The sequence below is a fragment of the Kribbella sp. NPDC005582 genome (assembly GCF_040605415.1).
Classification (GTDB): domain Bacteria; phylum Actinomycetota; class Actinomycetes; order Propionibacteriales; family Kribbellaceae; genus Kribbella.
Genome location: NZ_JBEXCU010000005.1, coordinates 123,033 through 146,777, shown reverse-complemented (window position 1 = coordinate 146,777; position 23,745 = coordinate 123,033). Strand labels below are relative to the sequence as shown.

Below are 23,745 nucleotides of genomic sequence, written 5' to 3'. Positions count from 1 at the left end.
GAGTTCTCAGACCAGATCGTTGCGGTAGAAGAGGTTGGCGCGGCGGTCCCCGGCGACCCCGGAGGCGAAGCCGAAGTAGAGCCGGGCCGTGGCGTCCGTGGAGCCGTAGACCGCCATCCCCTCGGCTTCGCGATACGTCAGGCTCTTCCCGGCCAAGGTCAGGAACGAGTCGACGATCTGTCCGGCGTTGATGTCGTAGCACCACAGCTTCGAGTTCGCCTTGGTCTCGTCCGGGTCGCCGGGATACGCCTCGCCCTCCCAGAAGTAGGCGTACGAGCCGTACAGCGCCCAGCCCTGGAAGTCGACGCCCGACGTCAGCGCCGGCTGCTTGAACGACGCCAGCACCGTCGAGAAGTCACCGGTCCGGGCGGCCGCCAGCGAGTACACGTTGATGTGCATGCCGTCCGGCAGCGAGTGCCGTACGCCGAGCCGGCCGAACCGCTGATCGACCGCCGGGGTGAACACACTCCCACCCGCGACCGGCTTCCACTTGGTCACCGCCGACGAGGTCAGCGTCTGGCCGTTCTTCCACGGGAACCGGGTGATCTGCCGGCCCCGCCCGTTCGTGGTGTCGACATCGGTCTCGGTCCAGATGTACGACGTACTGCCGGACGCCTCGGCGCCGATCGACACGGCGTGGCCGAAGCCGTTCAGGTACATGTGACCGAGCACGTTGCCGGAGAAGTCCAGCTGGCTCAGGGTCAGATCGCCGCTGTCCGCGGGCGTGCCGGATCGCAGCTGGCCGGTGAACAGCCGGTTGTTCGGGGTGTCGAAGGCGAACGACTGCATGACAGTCGGTCCCCACAACGGCTTGCTCCGGAAAAACTCGTTGGTCGTCGCGCTCATCTTGAAGCGCTTGGAGGCGGGCAGGGCAAGGCTCCGGGCGGAGGCCGTGGGCAGGCCGAGCGCACCGGCGGCCAGTACGGCGCCGGTCCCGGTCAGCAAGCCACGACGGGAAATATTGTCCATGCCGAACGATAACTTCCGTTAACTACTCACGAACAGGTGTTAGAAGCTTTCCGGCAGATCCGGAACCTCGAGCGAGACCAGCTGGGCCGGTGTCGGCGTTCTGAGCTCGGACATCCGGTGCGCCTGCCGCTCGGTCATCGCCTGGAAGATCTGTCGCGCCGAGCGGCCGTTGCCGAAGCCCTCGCCGCGCGGCAACTGCTCGAACAGCGTGCTCAGCGCCACCTTCGCGTCGGCGGTCAGCTCGTACTGGTGCCCGCGCGCCTGGTGCTCGACGATCCCGACCAGCTCGGCCGCGGTGTAGTCCTCGAACTGCAGGGTCCGGGTGAACCGCGAGGACAGCCCCGGGTTCGAGCCGATGAACCGCGACATGTCGTTGACGTAGCCGGCAACGATCACGACCAGGTCGTTGCGGTGGTCCTCCATCAGCTTCACCAGCGTCGCGATCGCCTCGGCGCCGAAGTCGTTACCGATCCCGATCGGCGCGAGCGAGTAGGCCTCGTCGATGAACAGCACGCCGCCCAGCGCCTGCGTGACCGCGGCCTGCGTCTTGGGTCCGGTGTGACCGACGTACTCGCCGACGAGCGCCGTCCGGTCGACCTCGACCAAGTGGCCCTTCCGCAGCAGCCCGAGCGCCTTCAGGATCCGTCCGTAGAGCCGTGCGACCGTCGTCTTACCGGTGCCAGGGTTGCCCGCGAAGACCAGGTGCCGGCTGAGCGGCGGCGCCGGCAGACCGGCCTCCTCGCGCATCCGGACGGTCTGCATCAGCTTCACCATCGACTGGACGTCGCGCTTCACCCGATCCAGTCCGACCTGCTCCTCGAGCTCGGCCAGAACGTCCTCGAGCGTCTCGTCGTCCGGTGGCATGCTCTCGTCGAGCGCACCGGACACCTGCGCCGCCGCCGGAGCCGAGGTCGCGCCCGCCGCGGCCGCGACCGGCGTCTCCTGCTTCATCGCCACGCCGTCGACAAAGCAGTCCTCGAAGACCGGTACGGCGCCGTCCTCCTGACCGATCGCCTCCGAACAGTCGCGGATCCGCAGATGCTTGAACGTCGGCGCCGCGGTCTTTGCCAAGTGCAGCGCCGGGTACTTCGTCCCGGTCACATCGCAGTCCGTATAGGTCCCACCGGCCTTCTCGGCCACGTAGATCCCGTTCTTGGCCACCGCGCTCACCCGCAGCCCACTGACCGTCGGAGTCGCCTCGGACCAGATCACCAGCCCGGATCCAGCGCAGTTCTCGATCGTGCTCGCATCGATCGTCGCCGCGGCTCCCGTGCCGACCACGATGCCGGCCGCCTTGGTGCCGCTGACCCGCACCGCATCCAGCGTCGCCAGCCCGGCACCCGCCAGCTCCACACCGGTGCCGACCGTGCCACTCACCGACGACGTCCGCACATTCGTGGCGGTGGTGGACTCCAGCCGCACGCCGGTCCCACCACCGACGAACCGGCAGTCCTCGGCGTCGACGAAGCCGGCATCGACAGCTGACAGAGCGGTCAGTCCGACATCCTGAATTCCACAGCGCACAAGCTCGACCCGCGCCGACGCCGTCACGTGGATGCCGTGCTCGACACCCTCCCGGATCTGGCAGTCGGTCAGCTTCACGTTCGCCGTACCGGTCAGGTGCACCGCGCTGTACGTCGGCCGGTCGAACCGGGTCGCGGTCACGGTCGCCGAGGCGGAATCCGAGACCAGCAAGCCGTTCGCGCCCGCATCGGTGATCGCACAGTCGGTCGCGATCAACTCAGCGCTGTCCTGCGCGACCAATCCACTGGCCCGCGCATCGCGAACCCGGCAGTCGGTCAGCTCACTCCGCGCCGACCCGGTCGCGTGCACGCCAGGCCCACCGGCCTTCTCGATCCGGATGTCGGTCAGCGTCGCCGTCGAGCCGTCCTCCAGCAGTACGCCGGCCATCCCGGTCTGCCGGATCGTCCCGTCGGTCGACACCAGCTTGCTGGTCCCGCGCAACCGGAACCCATAACCCGACGTCTGGTTCAGCCGCAGCCGCGACGCATCCAGGTACGCCGGCCCCGACAGTACGACGCCGATCCCGTCGACCGTGTCGATCGCGGAGTCCTCGAGCTTGGCCTGGACCCGGCCCGACAAATGGATCGCGGCCAGCCGCCCCTGCTCCAGCCGGCATCCGCGAATCATCAACGTGGTAACGCCGTACCCGGAAAGATCGGAGCCCTGTCCCGGATTTTCGTTGCCACGGGCATGGATCCGGCCGCCGGAGATCGTGCAGTCCTCGAGCATCAAGCCGGCGCCACCGGCCACCCCGACAGCGGGCGCGGCGGCATCGTCGGCCGGCGCCTTGATGGTCAGTCCACGCACCGAGCATTCGAGGCCCTCGGCAACGACCGTCGGCTCACCACCCGGTACGCCGGTCACCGTCACCTGACCGCCACCGGGCTCGGCCACGACCGCGACCGAGCGGTCCAGGCGGAGCTGTTCGGCGTACTCACCGCCCGCGACCACGATCACGTCACCAGGACCGGCAGCCCGCAGGGCATCGCCGATCCGGCGGAAGCTGCCACGCCCCTTCGGGCCCACATAGCGAGTCGTCACGGTGTTCCTTGGGTGCCGGGGACGGAAGGGACGGGGGCGACGCCAGGCGGCAAAATCACGCCGCCCGGAGTGATCGTAGGCTGACCGGCCGGTGGCGGAGGCGGCGGCTGCGCCGGGATATGCGACCACGGCGGGTCGATCGCACCGCGGATCGCGGGCGTCAGCAGCGAGCCCATGCCCTTCTCCCAGAGCCGCAGCGGCATGTTCAGCGCCATCTCGCCGATGCCGCCCTTCTGGACGTACCGGCCGATCGAGTACTGGCCGATGCCGGTCCGGAGCAGCCCGACGCTGTTGGCCGACACGAGGCCGGCCACCGCGGTGATGCCACCCTCGGCCACGGCCTCCCAGCCGTAGACCTTGTGACTCTTGCCGTCCGACCCCGGTACGCCGAAGATCGCGGCGTTCATCGCGCCGTTCACGAACGCGGTGAACGGCAGCAGCAACATCCCGAAGCCGTAGTCGAAGACACCGGCCCGCCACTTCACCGCACCGGTGTTCGCCGCCCACTCCGCACCCCACGTCGAGGTGTGGTTGATCGGCCGGTTCGTGATCAGCTTGCCACCGTCGAGATTGCTCATGTTCTGCTTCAGGTTCCGGAAGGCGCCGAGCATCTTGGTGTCGGTCAGGGCCGCCCCGGCCACGCCCTTGATCACCGTGCCGACCGCGGCGTTCATCAGCGCCTTGAGCGCGTCGTTCCCGGTGAACGGCTTGTTCTGCGCCTCGGCGATGATCCCGAGGATCATCAGCGAGGCCGCGTAGTCGAGCACGAAGTCGAACGTCATCGAGATCACGAGCTTCTGCGTCAGCAGCCGCGAGAACGGCGCGTAGTTCGCCTCCCGCAGTACGGCGCTGCCACCCGGCATCAACGTCTTGTCGGCGAACGTCCACTCCGACTGCATCAACCACGGCTGCCGCTGGACGTCGCCGAGCCGGGTGTTCCAGCCGCGGAACTCGGTCAGCTGACCCCGGAAGTCGAACTCGTTGCCCGTGAGCCGCAGCCGCCCGTCGCGGAACTCGAAGACCAGGCCGTTGTCGGAGCGCTCCCCGATCACCTGGCCGGTGTTGTCGTAGAGCTTCCACTGGCCGTGGATCTTGTCGGTCTCGAGGTAGTTGTTCCCCGACAGCGCCCGCTCCCGGACGACCTTGTCGACGTCGAACTCCTTCCACTGCCGGAAGTCCGTGTGCCCGTTGGCGTCCATCGTGTACTCGCGGACCCGCGTCGGCCGGCCGTCGCCGATATGCGTCGGCGTCTCCCGCACGATCTGCCCGCCCGGAGTGCTGTCGCGGAAGTGACTCGACCCGGCCGGCCAGTTCTGCTGCCAGGTGCCGTCAGCGGCGAGCCACTGCCGGTTGAGCTGTGTCGTCCCGACCACCTCGACGCCGGTCTTGTCGAACTCCTTGACCACCCATTGGCCGCCGTCGTTCCACGACTCGATGAAGCGGCGTTCGTCGAGCATCCGCCGGTCCCGCACCAGGTTCCCGGCGCTGTCGAAGTCGCGGAACGAGTTGTCGAAGCTGATGCTCTCGTCCCGCGAACCCTTGAAGTGGAACCGGTCGCCCTCACGTCCCGCGATCGCGACGCCGTTGTGGTCCAGCTCGTGCCACCGCCACGCCGACGAGTCCGCCGGCCCGGTCGCGACGACGTACCGGTGCTGGCCGGCGGTGCCCGGGTCGGGAACGCGGTGCGACATCCCGACCAGGTTGCCGTGCGCGTCCCGGTTCACCCAGATGTGCGCATTGCCTGGCTCGGGGTACTCGCGCACGATGCCGCCCGGCTGACTCTCGCGGAACATCCGCCAGCCCTGGCCGTCCACCTCGGCGAAGTCCTGCCAGGTGTTGCCGTTGGTCACCCGCCAGCCGTTCACGTCCCCGTTCGTCCACGGTACGTCGGTCTGCGCGTGTGGGTAGGCGTTGGCGGGCGGAGTCGCGTGGTCGCCGACCTTGAGCTCGGTGCCGTCGTGCAGCTTGCCCTTCGAGCGGACGAAGGCGCCGTTCAGGTCGACGTCGACGATCGCCTCGTCGGTGCCGACGTACCGGACGCCCCGGGCGCCCGGGTTCGGACCGCCGATGGTCTCCCAGCGGAAGATCTGGAAGCGGTTGTCGGTGGCGATGTGGGCGACGCTGCCGGTGGTCGGCGGGTTGTCCAGGAAGTTCTTGCGGATCCAGATCGGCGGCCGCTGATCGCCTTGCCGGACAGTCGAGAGCAGAGTGCCGTCCGGCAACAATTCGCCCTTGCCGACCGGCTTCAACTGCGGCGACAGCAGCTCGAACGAACCGTCGCGGGTCGGATGCGTGGCACCCGGCTCGAGCGTGAATTCCTTGTACTGCCGGGCCGTATCCGGACCGTGCCAGGTGCCGAACTTCTGTTGCGCGACCCGGCTGACCTCGGTCCCGCCGTCCATCACCCGCACGGTGTCGGTCCAGCCCTCGCCGATCCGCTCGAAGGTTCGGTTGCCCTGGGCAACGTGCAGGAAGTCGGCCTGGTAGCGGTGCCAGGTCCAGTCGTCGCCGGTGCGGATCGCCAGCACGTGGCCGGTGATCTTCTCCTCGGCCTTCGCCAGCGGACCGACCTGGTCGGCGATCGGATTGTCGTACTTCTGCAGCCCCTGCTGGTAGTCGCGGACCGTCCGCCAGTTGTGGTCGATGTCCTGCCAGGCGTTCCCGGCGGTGGCGTGGTGCCGCTTGCCCCAGTTGGTCAGGTTCCCGTTGCCGTCGTACGTCGCCCAGGTGGTCCGCCGGTTGAGCGAACCGAAGCCGAGCGTGTCGGTCTTCCGGAAGCTGTCCAGGATCTCGCCGCCCGGCAGCCACCGGCGCTCGAAGACCTCGACCTCCTTGGCGGTCGAGCTCTGCAACCGGATCCGGCCGTTCTCCAGGCCGACGATGTCGACCTTGCCCTTCTGGAACCCGAGGCTGCCGAGATCGCCGTTGTCGCGGACCCGCTGCCAGGTGTTGTCGGTGCGGTTGACGACGTAGGTGAACTCGGTCGGCTGGTTGTCGCGGACCACCCGGAAGCCCTGCTCGGTGATCTCGCCGCCCCGGTTGAACTGGTGGTACTCCCCGTGCCGCGGCCGGCCCGGCATCGTGATCTCGATCCGGATGCCGCCGGCGTTGTCGATAGTGGCCCGATGCGGGATCGGCATCTGTACGCCGGCGTTGTCGGCCCAGGTGACCACACCGTTGTGGTCGCGAGTGATCCGGCTGCCGCCGAGCGCAGCGCCGTTGCCGGGGATATCGGTGACCTCGCGGAGCAGGCCACCCTGTAGATCGAAGACGTCGTGTCCGTTGGCCCGCGTGACATGGATCTCCGTGCCGTTGACGGTGACAGTCCGGCCCTGGACCACCGTGTACGTGTTGTCCAGCCAGCGCGCGTTGGCGCCACCGATCTCCAGCCACGCGGTCTCACCGGGCAGCTGGATCTGGCGTCCGAAGGCCTGGAAAGCACCATCAGCGCCGAACTGTTCGAACCGGCCGTTGTCGACAACGCGGTAACCGCCGCCCTGCACATGGCTGACCGTCGCGGTGTCACCGGCCGGCCCGCGCAGGACAAGGGTGTCGTTCACGTCGTGCACGACCACGCGCTGAGTGCCGGTCACCTGATCGAGGACCGGAACCTGCCGCTCTAGATACCCCCCGGCATCGTCGAAGTGCCGGCTCACCCCATTCGCATCGACGATATGGAAGGTGTTGCTGCCGTCCTGTGACAGGTGCACCACACCCGGCCGCGGCGCCACCGCATCATCGACGAACTGCGCCTGACCGTCCGGCGTCCGGTACAGGTACGTGTTCCCCGTGTACGACGGATCCTGGACCCGGATGCCGTGCGCACGACCGACGCCATCCGCACCGAACCAGCGGATCGTGTTCGTCGAGTCGTCGAACATCCGGAACTGCCCGTTCCCCAGCAGCTCGACCCGGTGCTGCGGTACCGGCGCACCATGCACGTCGACCGCCCGCAACCCACCCGCACCATCGGCCGCGGTGAACACCGAGCCCCGCGGATACATGCTGTCGGCCAACGCCGTACCGCCACCGAGGTGTGCACCGTTCGCGCCGTACAGATGTGTCTCACCGCGCGGCCCGAGAACGCGGAAGCCACCACCGTTCGTCTCGAACACCGTGAACAGCGGCCCGTCGGTCCCGTCGACGAACGGACGCCCCTCAGCCGGTCTGACCACCCACCGATCGCCGAACTGCCCATTCAGCTGTATCCGGACGTCGTTGACCACGGTGTGCATTATGTTGACGACGACCGGCTCCTGGGCCCAGGCACCCGGTTGCGGCAACCGCATGAACAGATCGCTGTCATGCAGGACGTTTCCGCGCAACTGCGCCGCGAGATCCGCCAGATCGGTGCCCTTCCACGGCCCCTTGCTGAACGCGGTCTCGGCGCCGTCGATCTTGACCGAGACCGTGCCGCTGTCGATGTCCTTGCTGATCAGGACATCCAGCTTGTCGCCGTACCCGGGCTTGCTGATCGTGTGTGTGGTGAGGTTGCCGTCGGCACTCTTTGTCGTCGAAACGGTGACGTCGCCGAAGCCTTCCCAGCGGTTCACCGATCCCTCGTCGAACGCGCGGACGAAATCGTCGTACGCCGTGTCCAGGTTCATCCCCGGCCACTTCTCGGACAGCAGATCGGCGATCCGGCCCGGCGGGATCTGCTCCGCGCGCACCGGGATGATCCGCATCCCGTCCTCGATCCGGTCCGGGCCGGTCCTGATCAGCGTGGTCGGCGCGAGCGTGACCTCCCACTGGCTCTGGTTCCACGCCTTGGCCGCATCGTCACCGGCCTCGTATCCCTTCGGATAAGCCATCGACAGCTTGCCGTGCCCGGCCGGTACGTCGATCTCGAAGACGAACCGGTTGCTCGCGGCACCGTTCTTCGCCCACTCCTCCTGGAAGCCGAGGTTGTTCGACGTGGAGCTCGGCAGCCGGTCGACGAACTCGTCGGCCTGCGCGGCGTGCGGGTCCATCGACACCCCGCGGTACAGGGTCATCCGATCGTCCGGGCCCTTGAGCAGCAGGTCGCGGGTGACGTTGTTGAAGTCGTTCACCTTGGCGGCCAGCGTCCCGTCGGCCAGCGCGGACGGCTTCACGAATCCCTCGTAGCCGCGCTTGGACGTGAACGAACCGCCCATCACGTCCTTCATCAGGTTCTCGACGGCCTTGTTGTTCATCGCCTCGGTGAGGTGCGTCCGCGACGAGTCGACCTGCGCGGTCCAGCGGGCCAGGCCGTCCGCATCGTTGACCAGGTGCGGCGGGGGTGTCGCCGGGCCGAGGTTGCGAGTCACCGTCTGGACCGGGCCGAGGAAGTTGCCGTCCCGGGTGTAGTGCAGCGGACCGGTCGGAGTCGCGACGAACAGGTCATCGCCGGACAGGTGCCGCGGCCAAACCCCGGCGTCACCGAGCGAACCGTCGAGCTGACCCGCCATCCCGCGCAGGTTCACGACCTCGCCCGCGAGCGGGCCATCGGTCAGCGTCAGCGTCCGGCCGGTCAGGTTCGGCCGGCCACCGAAGCCCAGCCGGAAGGTCCACGTGTCCCCCGCACCCTGCGCACCAGCCCTCGTCACCACGACCTCGCGGCCGTTCACGACGCCGTGGAAGGCACCGGCCTGCGTCCCCGCGAAGCTGACGACACCGTTCTCGACCTGGAAGGAGACGTTCCCGCCCGGTACGTCGAAGAACTTGCCGGCGCCGTCGAGCTTGGCCCGCTTGATGGTTGCCTGGACGTCGGTCTGCAGATCGTCGAAGTCCATCGAGTGCTTGCGCTTGAACGCCGCCTTGCCGCCGTCGAGGTCGGCCCGCGCGGTGTCCAGGTCCAGCTTGACCTGCTGACCCACCGCAGGGTCGAACGACGAACCGTCGCCGCGGTGGCCGTGCAGAGTGACGTTGAGCTCGGCGTCCCGCAGGTTTTGCTGGGACTGCTTGACCCGGGCGAAGTCCTCCATCCGCACGTCGACCATCGCGTCCGAGTCGCCGGCCCGGCGGAAGACGTCCGACTTCGCCGCCAGATCCGCGTCCCACTGCGGGTTGAACGCCGACTTGCCCTTCGAACTCCAGGCGGCCGGCTTCGACATCGAGATGATCACGTCGTTGTTGTGCAGCGTCCCGGCCTTCAGGTCGGTCGCGATCGGCGCGAACCCCTGCCGGCTCCAGGTCTGGTCGAAGGCGGTCTTGCCATCGGCGGTGGCGGTCATCCGGACCGAGTCGCTGTCGACGTCCCTGGTGATCGTGATCTTCAGATCGTTGCCCTCGAACCCGGGCTTGCTGACGGTGACCTCGTGCACCAGGTTGTCGGTCGTCTTCGACGTGGCGGTGACACCGGACAGCCCGGGGAACTTCTGCATCGACTCGGTGCCGAACGCCTTGGTGAAGTCGTCGAAGGCATCGGCCGAGTCGAACCCGTCCCACCGCTGGTGCAGGTAGTGACTGATCTGGTCGTCGGTCATCTGCTTGGCCCGCACCGGGATGACGGTCAGGCCGTCGCGCTCGAAGATCGGCTCGCCGGTCCGCTCCAGGATCGTCGGCGACAGCGTCACCTCGAACTGCTCCTGGTTCCGCGGCGGCGCCTCGCCGGCCCGGCGGACGTAGTCGTCCGGATAGGCCATCGCGAGCTTGCCGTGCGTCTCCGGTACGTCGATCTTGAACACGACCCGCTTGCTCGGATCGGCCCCCTCGGCCCACTTCGGCTGGAACTTCCACTCGCTCGAGGTCGAGACCGGCAGCCGCTCGATGAAGGTGTCCGCCTGCGCGGCCGCCTTGTCCATCGCGACGCCGCGGTAGACCGTGGTCCGGCCGATCTTCCCGTCGACCAGCAACGAGTGCGCGATCGTGTTGAACTCGAGGACCCGCTCCTCCAGCGTCTCGGTACGGAACGCGTCGTCGACGTACCCGCCGTACCCGCGCTTGGAGGTGAAGGCCGCCTGCGCGACCTGGTCCATCATCTGACCGACGTCGTCGAGCTCGCGGGCAGCCGTCAGGTGCGTGCGGGAGATCTCGGCCTGGGCGGTCCAGCGGGCCAGGTCGTCGCCGATCAGCCCTTCCGGTGGGTTCACCGGCGGCAGGTGGTCGGTGCGCGTCGCGCCGATGCCGAGGAAGTCGCCCTCGCGAGAGTACCGCGCCGGACCGAGCGTGGACGGCACGCGGAACTCCCCCGACAGATACTGGACCGGGACCTGGCCGCCGGCGTCGTCGTACAGGTGGGACTGGCCCGGCAGGCCGATCTCGATGTCGGCGCCGATCCGCTTGCCTTCGAACGGGCCGCCGGTCAGCGTGAACTCGTCGCGGTTCAGGATCGGCATGTTCGTGCGCTGGTTGATCGAGTACTCGAGTTGCCGCGTCACAGTGCCGTCGAACGAGGTCTCGGTGACCTTCAGCATCGGACCGTCGAAGGTGCCGGTGAAGGCTGCTGCGTTCGGCCCGGTGAAGGTGACGACATCGTCGTCGACGCGGAAGAACGCGTTGCCGTTGGGAATCGCTGCCGGACGCGGTTGGGTGCCTCCGGCAACGAGACGCGGACGGTCCCGGAGCGAGTCGACCAGCAGTTCGTCGAGCTGGTGCTGGACACTCTCGACGTTCATGCCCGGGTACTTCGACTCGAAGAGCTCCTTCACCTTGACGAACTCGCCGTGCGCGTTCTGCAGGTCCACGCGGGCCAGATCACCCACCGACGGCCCGGACGACGGGCCTTCGATCTTGTGGCCGTTGATGGTGAAGTTGTCCAGCGCCTTGCCGAGATCGTCCTGCGCCTTCTGGACCGCGGTGAAATCGTTGGCCTTCTGGACGACGAGGGAGTCCGCGTCACCCGGTGAGCGGAACACGTTCGTCCGGGCCAGGCTGTCGGCGTCCCAGGCGTCGGAGAGCTGCTGTCCGGTAGCTCGCGAAGTGGTCCACTCGGCGGGCTTGGCCAGATTCGCGAACTGCTCGTTGTTGTAGAGCACGTTGCCGCGCAGATCCGTGGCCAGGTTGCGGAAGTCGGTCTTCGACCAGGTCTGGTTGAACACTGTCTTGCCATCGGCAACCATCGTGACGCGGACCGAGTCGGCCTGCTCGTTGCGCATCACCGTGATCGTCAGCTCGTCGGAGAAGCCCGGCCGCTGCACGTGAATCGTGTGCATCAGGTTGTCGGTGCTCGTCGTCGAGCGGGTGATCGCGTCGTCGAACCCGTCGAAGTTGCGTAGGTTCGCCTGGCTGAAGGACTTCGCGAAGTCGTCGAACGCCGTCGCCGAGTCCAGGCCCTTCCACTGCTCGGTGATCAGCGAGTCCAGCTTGCCCGCCGGGATCTGCTCGGCCTTGACCGAGATGATCCGCAGCCCGTTCTCGAAGCGGTCCGGCTTGCCGGTCCGTACCAAGGTGGTCGGTGCGAGCGTGAACTCGGACTGGTCCTGGTTCCACGCCCGGGCCTCGCCGCCGCCGCGCGTGTAGTGGTCCGGATACGACATCGCGAGCTTGCCATGACTCGGCGGTACGTCGATCTCGAACACCGCGCGGTTGGACAGTACGCCGTTCTTCGCCCACTCGTCCTGGAACTTCATCGACGTGGACGTGGAGATCGGCAGTCGCTCGGTGAAGCTGTCGGCGGCGGCCGCATGCGGGTCCATCGAGACACCGCGGTAGACGGTGATGTTGTCCGCCGGTCCCTTGAACAACAGGTCGTCGGTGATCGCGTTGAACGTCCGGGCCTTGCCGACCAGCGTGCCGTCCGCGAGCGCGGTCGGGTTGACGTAACCGCCGTACCCGCGCTTGGAGGTGAAGGAGCCGCCCATGACGTCCTTCATCAGTGTCTCGACGCTCTTGTCCGAGACGGCGACCTTGAGGTGGGTGCGGGACAGGTCGACCTGCGCTTCCCAGCGGGCGAGCGCCGCTGGGTCGTCGAGCAGGAGTGGCGGCGGGACGGGCTTGGGGAGGTCGCCGGCGACGTTCGGGCCGGCGCCGGTGAAGCTGCCATTGCGGTCGTAGGTGAGCGGACCGTGCGGTGAGCCGACCACGATCGTGTCGTCGGTGACCTTGACCGGGAAGGTCTTGCCGTCGCTGGTCAGCAGACCGCGGTCGAACTGGCCGAGCTTGCCTTCCAGCGCCACCGGCTGGCCGTTGAAGTGGCCGCCGGTGAGTGGGAAGGATTCGCCGACGAGGTTGGCGCGGTTACCGAAGCCGAGGCTGTACGTCCAGGAATGGCCAGTCGAGTCCTGGGTGATCTTCAGCGTGGTGCCGGTGACGTCGGAGCTGAAGCCGTCGCCGTGCAGGGTGATTCGCTTGCCGTCGGCAACGTCGAACTTGATGCCGGTGTTGCCGGGCAGGTCGTAGGTCTGCGTCCGGCCGCCGCCGAGCAGCCGCGGGCGCTCGTTCAGCGACTGCCTGGTGATGTCGTCCAGTTGCTGGCTGAGTCCGTCGACGCTGAGGTGGTGCTTGCCTTCGAACGCGGCCTTGGCGTTGTCCAGGTCGCGCTGCGCGCCGTGCAGGTCGAGGTGCACCTGCTCGCCGACCGACGGACCGGTGGAGGGTCCGTCCGCCCGCTGTCCGTGGAGCTCGACGTTGTCATTGGCGATGTCGAGGTTCTTCTGCGCGTTCTGGACCGACCGGAAGTCGTCCATCTTCTGTGTGACGGCGAGGTCGGTGTCACCGGCCTTGTGGAAGACGCCTGCCTTGGCGGCCAGGTCGTTCTGCCAGTGTGCGGTGACGTTCTGGCCCTCGAGTTTGCCGGTCGCGCTGTAGTTCCAGGACGCGCCGTCCTTGCCGAGGATCTGTACGCCGCCCGTGTCGAGCCCACGAACCTTCAGCCCGTCCGGCACGAGCTTCCCGTCCAGCCCGGTCACCTGGAAGGACCCGTCCGAGCCCTTCACCACGATCTGGTCCGTAGGCCGCAGTACGCCGTCGGTCTTGGTCAGCCGAATGCCCTGATCGATGACGACACCGTCGCTGCCGAACCGCGTCGTCGCCCCGGTCGACGTGTCGGTGAACCGCAGATGCCCGCCGGTGAGCACATCAAGCCGCCCGTTCGGCCCACCGCCGTGCAGGTTGAACTGCGTCATCCCGCCCTCGAACCGCTCCACCTTGATCACCGCCCCCGGGTGATCCGGCAACCCGCTGAGCGGAATCTCCGACTTGCCCGGCGAGAACGAATGCCCACCACCGGGGTTGCCCACATTGCCCGGCGTACCTCCTACTCCCGGTGTGCCGACGTGGCCTGGCATCGTCGGGACCAGGGAGGTCTGGAGCGGCACCTCCGTGCGGGGCATGTTCACCGGTTGGACGTGGGTGGCGGGCGGGGAGGCGAGGTTCTGGGTGCCCGCGAGACCTGGGTTCTCGACCTTCACCGGTGTGGTCGGGGTGCCGACCTTGAGGTCGGCGGGGCCGCCATGAAGCAAGTTGAGGGCGCTGTTGACGCGGTCGACGGCCGGCGGGGCGACCGAGCCCAGCGAATTGTTCGTGGCGGCCGGCGAGTGCAGGATCTCGTCGATCGAGGTGCGGATGTGTGCGGCCTGGAAACCGTGCCCGGCGCCGTCGCCGATTGACGTCGCGAAGTTGGGAGAGACCGTCGGGGTGTTGTTGCGGATGCCGGAGTTGACCAGGTCGCCGATCCCGCTCGACTGCGGGGCGGAGACGTGCAGCGAGCTGACGTTCGCGTTCGGCTGGGCGACGCTCGCGTTGCCGGTGAGGTGACCGATGTTCCCGGTCCCGGCGGCCTGCGGCCCGTGAACGACGCCGTTGGCCGGCAGCGCCGGGAGCGCGACGTGGTTCGCATTCGGCATGCCCTGGACGAGACCCTCGATGCCGTTCACCCCGTTGACCGTCGGGGAGCCTGTGTGCAGACCGGAGATGTTCGTCGACAAGTTGCCGACACCGTTCACTGACGGCGTACCGGCATGCATCGCGGGGATGTTGGTCGACAGGTTCCCAACACCACCGACCGACGGCGTACCGGCGTGCATGGCGGGAATGTTCGTCGACACATTCCCGACATTCCCCATCGACGGCGTACCGACGTGCAGCGAACCGACGTTGGTCGACACATTGCCGACGTTGGCGGTGACCGGCACATGCAGCCCGCTGGAGGTCGTCACGGTCGGCGGATGCACCGCGCTCACGCCGACGTTGGTCGGCGGCAGCGGCGCCATCGGCGCGAGGTGGATTTCGTCGATCGCGGTGAACGCCTTGCCCGCCCCGAACCCGGACTCCGTGGCCAGCCCGAAGTTGTTGATGTGTACGGCGGGGACCAGCTTCGGCGGATCCATCGCCTGGTTGAAGAAGCTCTTCAGGTTGTCGACGAACCCGAGGTTGCCGGTCGGGATCGGCGCCGCGCTGATCCCGCGCCCGATCGCCCCCATCATCGGCATCCCGAACACGTTCTGCCCGAACACCCCGCGCCCGATCACGCCGACCTTCAGCGCCTGGGTGAACGACTTGAAGTTGCTCAGCCCGAGCGCCTGGAAGGCCCGGATGTCGTCGGCCGCGACCGGCAGGAAGATGCGGGTCCACTGCAGGTTGCCGAAGTGCGCCCCGATGAACGTCTTGGTCCCGCTCAGGAACGTTCCGATGCCCTTGCCGATGGCACCGATCCCCTTGCCGACCGCACTCAGCCCGGCCGAGAAGGTGAGCGAAAGCTTGCTGAAGGCACCGAGCGAGATCGTGCCGAAGTTGTTCACGAAGCTGGCCGCGTTGACCGGGAAGTTCCGCAGGTTCTTGATCACGAACAGGCCGGTCTCGCGGATCGAGAGATTGACCAGACTGCCGAGCCCGCGCAGGCCGGTCAGGCCCGACATCAGGAAGTTCTTGCTGAAGATGTTCCGGAAAGTGTTTGCGATCCCCTTCACCCCGGCGGCGATGCCGCCGGCGACCCCCTTGATGATGCTGAAGATCGGCAGCGCCTTGGTGGTCGGCGCGATCAGCCCGAGTCCGGCCAGGAACAGGTCGAGGAAGCTGGCGTCACCCTTGGCGACGTCGACGATCGTCTTGATGAACAGCGCCAGGTTCACCCCGAGTGCGATCAGTGCGATCGGCCCGCCGAAGATCAGCGCCGGGATGATCAGGATGATCGCCAGCCACTTGAACGCTTCCCAGAACGCCTCGCACTCCGAGATCGGCAGCTGGATGTCCGAGACGCCGTTGATCCGGCCGGCGTACCCGCTGGCGGCGCTGGACTGGTCCCGGCCGGCCTGCTCGGCGATCCCCTTCTGCCGGTCCCGCTCGGGGTCGTCGTCGGCCAGGCCGCGCCCCGCGGCCAGCGCGGCGTCCGCCGTCCGCTGATAGCCTTCGACCGCGGTCCGCCACTCGCGCAGGGCGGTGGCGGCGGTCTCGAAGGCGTTCGCCACATCCTCGACATGGCCGCGCAGCCGGCCGTCGACCTTGCCGCGCAGGGCGTCCGCGGTGGCGCCGACGAAGACGCTGTCGTCGTTCTTGTTCATCACCGAGTCGACGGCCTGCATGATCTCGCGGGCCTTGCCGCCGACCTTCTGCAGTACCTCGGCCAGCTGGCCGATCGTCTCCGGCTCCCCGGGGGTGGGGTCCCCGCCGAGCCCGATCGCGTCCCAGTCGCCCGGCCGTGGCATGCATCCCCTCCTCACCCGTCGAAGCCCTCACAGCAGCCCTCGCAGTGACCACGCACGAGCGGGTCGTCCGGTTCATTCAGGATCTGAATGAACCTGACCGGGCCTTTCCGCGTGGTCAGTACGAACGCGCGCGAAGTCAGGAGGGGTTGTGCCGGACAAACTCAAGATGAACTACAACCTGCTCAACGACGCCAAGAAGGATCTCGAGGACCTGGCGGGCAACATCAAGCCGACGCTGAACGACAGCCTGTTCAGCACGCTGGCCGGTCAGGACAGTTCGAGCATCCTCGGCAGCAGCGAGATCGACACCGCGATCACCGCGCTGCACACCAACGCGCAGGGCACGATGACGAAGGCCGAGGACGGGCTGAAGAAGCTCGCCGGGTCGTTCGGCTCGGTCGGCGAGGCGTTCCTGCAGTTCGACGCCGAGATCGCCCAGGGCATGAACGTCACCAACAGCAACCTCGCGCTGTCGAACTACTACCGGGACAAGTCGCAGTGGGACTACTACCAGGCCCACAAGAGCGAGTGCGAGAACCTCCCGGCCGGCCAGAAGGCGCCGGACTTCTGCAGCGCCACCAACCCCGGTGACCACCCGCCGCTGGACCAGACGATCACCACCGACCGCGGCAACATCCAGACGCACCTGACCCTGGACGACAAGGGCAACGTGATCAAGGAAGAGACCACGGTCACGTACGACGGCAAGACGTACCACTCGGTGACGACGTACAGCGACGACAAGCACACGATGATCACCGACAGCGACTACCCCGACGGCAGCAAGGTCCACGACGAGACCAAGCTCAACGCCGACGGCAGCAGCTCGTCGACCGCGACCAGTACGGACGCGGACGGCAAGAAGGACGTCACCGTCACCGACCTCAAGGGCGACGGCAGCGGCACCAAGAAGGTCACCGACTCCGACGGCACCGTGACCGACTACACCCGCGGCGCGGACAACGACGACGGCACGTCGGCCGACTGGGTCGAGGTCCCGAAGCCCGACGACGACACCGACTACTACCCCTACCCGATCGGCGTTTAGACCGCTCGCCCACCCGAAAGGACCACCCGCAATGGCGTACGACGGCATCAACCTCGACTACGGCAAGATCGTCGATGTCACCAACCTGATGAAGAACGCCCACGACCAGATCGTCCCGCTGGTCGAGAACCTGCGCACCCGGGTCAACACCCTGGTCGACGACGGCATGGTCTTCAAGCAGTCCAGCGAGGTCATCCGCAACACCTACAACAACTTCGACACCAGCCTGAAGGCCGCCGTCAAGGGCATCGAGGACTTCCGCGAGATGTTCAACAGCATCAAGAAGAACGCCGAAGACTTCGACCAGGGCATCAGCAACAGCCTCAACCAGGCCAAGTAGTCCCGGCACCACAAGGGGCCCCAGGCAACCGCCTGGGGCCCTTTCGGTTGCCTACTGCGGCCGCAGCACCGTCAGGGGGACCTGGATGGTGAGGGGTTGGGAGGCGGGGCCAGTGGTCCAGCCTCGGCCCAGGCGAGGGGTGGCGCGGGTGATGTTGGAGCCGACGCGGACGCCGATGAGTTCGCCGTCGCTCATCGAGCGGGCTTCGAGCAGCAGGCCGCGGCGGGCTCGGCGGGCGGCGGAGGACCAGCCGCTGAGGCCGGACTGGAAGCCGTCGGTGGTGGCGGCGAAGATCAGCCCGATGCCAAGGTCACGGCCGGAGACGACGATCTCCTTGAGGATCTTGTCCGCGGCGGCTGTCATCAGCAGGTCAGCGTCGTCCATCACGACGACCTTCGGGCCGGGCAGGCCGTCCAGAGTGGCGCGGAGGACGTCCTCGGCCGGGTCGGACTGCATGAGCACGACCTGCGGGTGCCGTTGCAGCATTCGCAGTGGCGACTCGCGGGGTGTGATGACGACCAGCGACGTACCGGCGGCGAGCAGGGAGACCGCCAGGCACGACAGCGCGTTGCTGCGGCCGGAGCCCGGTGATCCCAGTACGGCGTACGACGAGCTGACGCCGGCGAGGTCGACGCCGATAGCACCGCCTTCGTCGCCGCCGAGGCCGATCAGACCCCACTGCGGACGCCGGTCCTCCGCCGCGACCCGCTCGTAGGCCTCGGCGAACTCGACCGAGGTCGGCAGCTCGGCGATCGTGAACGGCCGCCGGTCGGGCGCGACCTTGAAGTCCCGCTTCTTGGCCTCGGCCGCGATGGCGCGAATCGCCTCGACCTGCGCCGAACCACCACCCTCAGCCAGTACGGCGACCTGCGTCTCGGTCCCGGTGAGCACGTGCCAGCCGCGCCCCGGCGCAACCATCGCGGGAACCTTCGCCAGCCGCAGACCGGCCGCCTGGTAGTCGGTCCGATCGGCCTGCCGGAGCAGCAGCTTGTGGTCGTTGTGCGACGAGAGCCGGCCACCGAGCAGCGACCGCTCCGAGGTGGCGATCAGGTGGATCCCCAGACCACCGCCCTCGCGCAGCAACCGCAGTACCTCGCCAAAGAGATTGCCGCCGTCGTGATCGTCGAGCATCGTCGACAGCGCGTCCCACCCGTCGATGAGCACCATGATGTGCGCCGGCCGCTTGGACTTCGGCAGTGCCTCGCGGAGCTCGTTGAGGCCGGTCGCGTTGTGCTGACCGGCCAGCTCCTGCCGCTCGGTCAGCTCTTGGTTCAACCGGCGCAGCAGCCGGGTCAAGCGCTCCATGTCATGCCGCGAAACGACCGCCCCACAATGCGGCAGCGTCTCCAGCGGCGCCAGCGCCCCACCGGCCGCGTCGATGCCGTAGATGTGCACATCCGCGACACTTAGGTACTTGGCCGCCGAAGCCGCCATCGTCCGCAGTACCTGCGTGCGCCCGGACCGCGGTGCACCGATCACGTACAGGTGGCCGAAGGTGTCGAAGTCGATTCCCGCGACCCGCTGCTGCTGCAGCGCCGGAATGTCCTCCAGCGCGTACGGCACGAACATCTCGGTCTCGCTGGTGTCCGGCAGATCCTCCAGCAGGAGCTGGGCTCCCAGCGCAGGCTGCCACGGCTTCGGCTGAGCAACGAAGTCCGGCAGCTCGGCCGCGGCATCGCGCAGCGCCTCGACCAAGACCTGCAGGTCGGTCACCGGTACGGTCGGCGCGGCCTCCTCGACCTCCGCAACGTCCTCGTGCTCGACCGGCCGCCCGAGCGACTCCCACGGCAACTCGGTCACCATGACTCCGGCGGGATCGACCGGCCCGCTGGGCTCCGCATCGTCCCTGCGCTCCGCGCCGACCCACGCCGTCTGGAACAGGTCCGCGAGCCGCGGCCCGCGGCGAATCAACGCCCGCCCCGGAATCCCCGTACTGATCGAGGCCGCCTCGTTCACGTCGACGACGTCCTGGCTCTCGGACTGGTCGGTGACCCGCAGCGCGATCCGCAGGTTGGTGTTCGCCCGGATGTCGCCGGTGACCACACCGGCCGGGCGCTGCGTCGCCAGAATCAGGTGGATCCCGAGCGACCGACCGCGCTGCGCAAGGCTGATCAGACCGGGAACAAAGTCGGGGATCTCGGCAACCATCGCGGCGAACTCGTCGATCACCAGCAACAGCCGCGGCAATCGCGCGATCGACGGATCGGCAGCGCGCTTGACCTGATAGTCCATCAGGTCCTTGGCATCGGCCGCGGCCAGGATCCGCTCCCGACGCCGCAGCTCTGCGTCCAGCGATACCAGCACCCGCTCAACCAGGTGCGAGTCGAGGTCGGTGACCATGCCGAGCGTGTGCGGCAGTCCGGCGCACTCCTTGAAGGCGCTACCGCCCTTGTAGTCGACCAGCACGAAGGTGAGCTCGTCCGGCCGGTTCGCTACCGCGAGCGACGCGACCATCGTCTGCAACAGCTCGGATTTGCCGGAGCCCGTCGTACCGGCGATCAGGCCGTGCGGTCCGTCGGCGACCAGGTCGACCGTGAAGCGACCGTCGAAGTCGGTACCGAGCACGAACGACGTACTGGCCGGGCGGCGTCGCCAGCGCTCGAGGATCGGAGCGGCGGCCGGCGGTTCCAGCTCGAGCTCGTCGAGCAGCTTGACCATCTTCGGCAGACCCGCGTCGTGGTCGGGGCTGATGTCACGCACCGGCGCGAGCGCCCGCGCGATCTGCTCGCACCATTCCGGCGTGACCAGGTCGGCGCGCACATCCTCCTGGTCGGGGATGCCCGGCCGTCGGATCGTCAGCGTCTCGTCGTCGGCCGCGATCACCGCGCCGCACTCCTCCGGCAGCAGCCGCTCGTCACGGTCCAAGCAGACCGAGTACACGCCGACGGCCGGCCCCTCGGTCAGCACCTGGATAAATCCCGGTACGTCGCGCAGTCGCCGCGAGCCGTCCGCGATCACCACGATCTCGGTCTCGGGCAACCGGTTCTGCGCTGACTGTCCTTCGGCCGCGATCCGGCGGTGCCGGCCCTGAACCTGCGCGACCAGCTCACTGATCCGCGCGTACGTCGTCGATTCGTCGTTCGCGATCAAGACCGCCGCGGGCGCGCGGTCGGGCTGCAACTGCGGCAGCCAGCGAACCCAGTGCCACTCGTCGATCGTCTCTTCATCAGCCAGTACGACGATCTTCAGCGCCTGCGGCGAATGCAGTACGGCGGCCTGGATCGCCAGCCACCGCGCGACGCCACGAATCGTCGGCGCAGGCCCGGCAATCCCGAGTACGCCGTGCTGACGCATCGGAAGCGCGATCGGTGCATCGGGAATCGTCCAGCGGATCGTCCGGTGGTTCTCCTCGCGCCCCTGGTCGTCGACCTCTTTCAGCGAGGCCTGGTCGGCCGTGCCGAGCCGCAGCAACAGGTAGTCGGGATCGGTCCGGCGACGCTCCCACAACCGGCTGCCCGGCCGGGTGGCCAGCTGCGCGATCCGGACCGGGTCGGGCGCGGTCAGGTTGCGGATCAACCGCTCCCGGGTGACCGCGGCCTCGATCTCCTCCTCGAGCGCGGCCATCCGGGCGAAGTACCGACGCCGTGCCTCGATGTGGTCAGCGCGGTTGGTCTTGCGCGCGCTGAAGAAGTTCATCCCCATCATCATCGGGCTGAGCATCGTGAAGACGAGGAAGTAGTAGGAGTTGAACAAACCGACCATGACGAGGCCGAGCACCACCGGAGCCATCACGACCGGCCATGGGAATGGGCGCTTCTGCGGCGGTGCCGGCGGCGTGGGCAGCCGGATCTTCTCGTCGTCCAGGTGCGGCGCCAGCCGCGGCGGCCGGTTGTAGTCCAAGGTGAAGCCGTCGTCGGCGAGCCGCACGGCGGCCTGCGGTTCGAGCGTGCCGCTGCAGCGGAGCAGCACCGTGCCGGCCGCGAGATCCTCGTCCGGCCGCCACGTCCGCACCTCACCAACCGCCGCGTGACCGGGATCGACCACCCGCTGCGACTTGGCCGGGGCATCGGCATGCTCATCGTCCTCGACGCGGATCGCCGTGGTGGCGGCGTCGTCCTCAGGTGGGCCGATCTGCCGGCTCACCACCTCGCCGGTCAGGTCGTCGGTCCGATGCCAGAACGCCTCACCGGCCGGTCCGACCGTCACCCACAGACCACCCTGCGGTACGTCGTTCCCCGTCAACTGGATCGTGCACAGCGGATCCGCGCCGATCTCGTGGCTGCCCGGCCCGACCCGCCACACCCGACCGGCCTCCGGACCGGACACCGCATGCAGCTCGACCACGACCGGCGCCGGGCCGGTCGGCCTGCCCTGCAACAGATCCGGTACGTCGATCGGTCCGCCCAACCCGAGGACCCCACCGGTACGAACCCCGGAACCGGCCAGCGGCGCGGTCGGATCAAGCAGTCGGCGGCCCAGGAAGAGCGGCGTACCGGGTTTGCCGAGGCCCTCCGCGAGACCGGCGACCGACAGTCCCTTCGGCACCCGGACGATCCGGTCGGAGCGCTCACCGGAGCGGGCTTCGACGGTGGTGAGGTTCAGCTCCACGAGGCAGCCTTCCGGGTCGGCTCGCCGGCACCGGCCGCGGCGGAGACGCCGATCGGGCCGTCCGGCAGGCTGAGGTCGTCGAGATCGTCGAGCGACTCGTTCGCGAGCGCGGCGGTCTCGGTCCCGAAGTCGTGCGGTGGCAGCCGGCGGATCGAGCGCGCGACAGCCCTTGCCAACGGCAACGGGTCGATCCGGAGCCACTCGGCCGCGCCGTACAGTCGCAGGGTCTGATCCGGCAGCGCCTCGATCAGGCGGCAACTCCCGCGGGCCGGTCCGAGGCTGAGCAGCCGGCGTCCGGCCGGAAGCGGCGTACGCAGCGGTTCGGCGCCGACCACGAACCAGGCGCCGAGCCGGGCCAGCGCCTCGCTCAGCGGCAGGCCGTCATGCCGGGAATGGATGCCGTCGGCAACCTCAATCGCACCGACCGGCAGCCGGACGTCGAGCTGGGCCGCGATCGCCTGGACGACCGGGCGCGCGATCCGGTCCACGCCGTACACGGACAGCGTGCGCGGTCCGGACAGCACATCGATCATCAGTACGGCGCTGCCGCCGCTGTCGGTGCCGAGACAGACCAGCAGCGGCTTCTCGCCCGGCAGGACGGTCGGCTCCGGCAGGCTGTCCCGATCGATCCACCACAACCGCGGATCCTGATCGTCGTGCTCCCACGGCGCCGGTAGGTCCACGTCCGCATCAGGCCCCGCAACCATCACGCCGACCCGCTTCCGGGTCAGAGCGACGGCGTACGGCGCTGTGCCCGGGACAAGGTTGGCGGCGGCAACGATCACCTGCTCGGCGGCGGCCCAGGCTGCCCGGTCCCGCAGCACCTGGGTCAGCAGGCGGAGCCGGCGGCGGTAGCGGCGGCGGGCCGCGATCGGCTCGACGAACGCATGCACGGTCCGGCGGGTCTCCCGCTTGATCCAGCGCCCCAGCCGCTTCCAGCCGCCGAGCTTCCGGACCAGCAGGTTGACCAGGATGATGACGAGCAGTGCGACCCCGACGTACCCGAGGAAGGCGCGCACGCCACTGCTACCGAACCCTGTCATGCAGCGGCACCGGCCCAATCTCCGCGCGTGAGCTCGGCGCGGATCTGCCGAACGGCGTTGTGGGCCCTGGATTTCACCGTCCCGAGCGGGACGCCGAGCACGGCCGCGACCTCTTCGCCGGGATGACCGAGCAGGTGGATCCGGGCCACGACCTCACGGTGCGCCGGGGACAACCGGCGCAGCACCTCGACCAGGACCCGGCGGTCGATGACCTGGTCCACCTCGTCGGGCTGACCATCGGTCTCGAAGTCCGGCGCGTCCAGCCCGACCGGTACGGCGCGGCCGTCCCGCCGGTGCTGGTCGATGACCAGGTTGCGGGCGACCCGGAACAACCACATCCGGACCGGCCGGTCGTGCCAGTCGATCCGCTCGGCGAGCTGCCAGGCCCGCAACAGCGTCTCCTGCACGACGTCCTCGACCGAGTGGCTGTCGCGACCCAGGATGCTCGTCACATACCTGCGCAGGCTGTCTCGTTCGGCCAGACACAGGTCGATGACGATGGTCCGGCGCGCGCATTCGTCGATGATGGATCTCCCTCGTGGACGGCTCTGCGGAGGACCCCTAGTCAGTCGTCAAAGTAATCTGAGAACGCTCTCATCGCAACAACTTACGGTGAACGAACCGCAACGATGAGGTCACATGCGACGATCGGTCGGTTTGGCGCGGTGACCGGCATCACAAACACTGCAT

General features: G+C 68.2%; 8 protein-coding genes. 2 read left to right on the top strand and 6 right to left on the bottom strand.

What is annotated here, in order from left to right; genetic code table 11:
- Positions 1–6: 6 nt before the first annotated feature.
- The 3 genes from ABZS29_RS27110 to ABZS29_RS27100 are packed head-to-tail and all read right to left on the bottom strand — an operon-like array spanning position 7 to position 16,076.
- Complete coding sequence (locus tag ABZS29_RS27110) at positions 7–969, bottom strand: hypothetical protein (RefSeq protein ID WP_355465833.1); 963 nt, start codon at positions 967–969, stop codon at positions 7–9.
- A gap of 39 nt (positions 970–1,008) precedes the next feature.
- On the bottom strand, positions 1,009–3,534 hold the full coding sequence (locus ABZS29_RS27105) for a right-handed parallel beta-helix repeat-containing protein (protein ID WP_355465832.1): 2,526 nt from the start codon (positions 3,532–3,534) through the stop codon (positions 1,009–1,011).
- Positions 3,531–16,076: a hypothetical protein gene (locus tag ABZS29_RS27100; RefSeq protein WP_355465830.1), complete on the bottom strand. Its 12,546-nt coding sequence runs from the start codon at positions 16,074–16,076 to the stop codon at positions 3,531–3,533. The genes ABZS29_RS27105 and ABZS29_RS27100 overlap by 4 nt, the downstream gene beginning before the upstream one ends.
- A gap of 148 nt (positions 16,077–16,224) precedes the next feature.
- On the opposite strand from ABZS29_RS27100, the gene ABZS29_RS27095 reads away from it, so the two are divergent.
- Positions 16,225–17,124 carry a hypothetical protein gene (locus ABZS29_RS27095; protein ID WP_355465828.1) on the top strand — a complete coding sequence of 300 codons (900 nt, stop codon included), beginning with the start codon at positions 16,225–16,227 and terminating at the stop codon, positions 17,122–17,124.
- Positions 17,125–17,155: 31 nt separating this feature from the next.
- Positions 17,156–17,464 (top strand): hypothetical protein, encoded by a 309-nt coding sequence (locus tag ABZS29_RS27090; RefSeq protein ID WP_132409322.1) that lies wholly within the window; start codon positions 17,156–17,158, stop codon positions 17,462–17,464.
- Positions 17,465–17,515: 51 nt separating this feature from the next.
- Here ABZS29_RS27090 and ABZS29_RS27085 read toward each other — a convergent pair whose 3' ends face one another.
- Genes ABZS29_RS27085 through ABZS29_RS27075 form a run of 3 tightly spaced genes read right to left on the bottom strand, consistent with a single transcriptional unit; the run spans position 17,516 to position 23,519 of the window.
- Positions 17,516–22,012 carry an FtsK/SpoIIIE domain-containing protein gene (locus tag ABZS29_RS27085; protein WP_355465825.1) on the bottom strand — a complete coding sequence of 1,499 codons (4,497 nt, stop codon included), beginning with the start codon at positions 22,010–22,012 and terminating at the stop codon, positions 17,516–17,518.
- Positions 22,003–23,055 (bottom strand): hypothetical protein, encoded by a 1,053-nt coding sequence (locus ABZS29_RS27080; protein WP_355465824.1) that lies wholly within the window; start codon positions 23,053–23,055, stop codon positions 22,003–22,005. Before ABZS29_RS27080 ends, ABZS29_RS27085 begins: the two co-directional genes overlap by 10 nt.
- The gene (locus ABZS29_RS27075) at positions 23,052–23,519 is read right to left on the bottom strand and encodes a sigma-70 family RNA polymerase sigma factor (protein ID WP_355466609.1); all 468 of its coding nucleotides are present in this window, start codon (positions 23,517–23,519) and stop codon (positions 23,052–23,054) included. The genes ABZS29_RS27080 and ABZS29_RS27075 overlap by 4 nt, the downstream gene beginning before the upstream one ends.
- Positions 23,520–23,745 lie beyond the last annotated feature (226 nt).

Coding starts and splice junctions, on each gene's coding strand:
- ABZS29_RS27110 (WP_355465833.1), bottom strand. CDS start 969: ATGGACAATATTTCCCGTCGTGGCTTGCTGACCGGGACCGGCGCCGTA.
- ABZS29_RS27100 (WP_355465830.1), bottom strand. CDS start 16,076: ATGCCACGGCCGGGCGACTGGGACGCGATCGGGCTCGGCGGGGACCCC.
- ABZS29_RS27090 (WP_132409322.1), top strand. CDS start 17,156: ATGGCGTACGACGGCATCAACCTCGACTACGGCAAGATCGTCGATGTC.
- ABZS29_RS27080 (WP_355465824.1), bottom strand. CDS start 23,055: ATGACAGGGTTCGGTAGCAGTGGCGTGCGCGCCTTCCTCGGGTACGTC.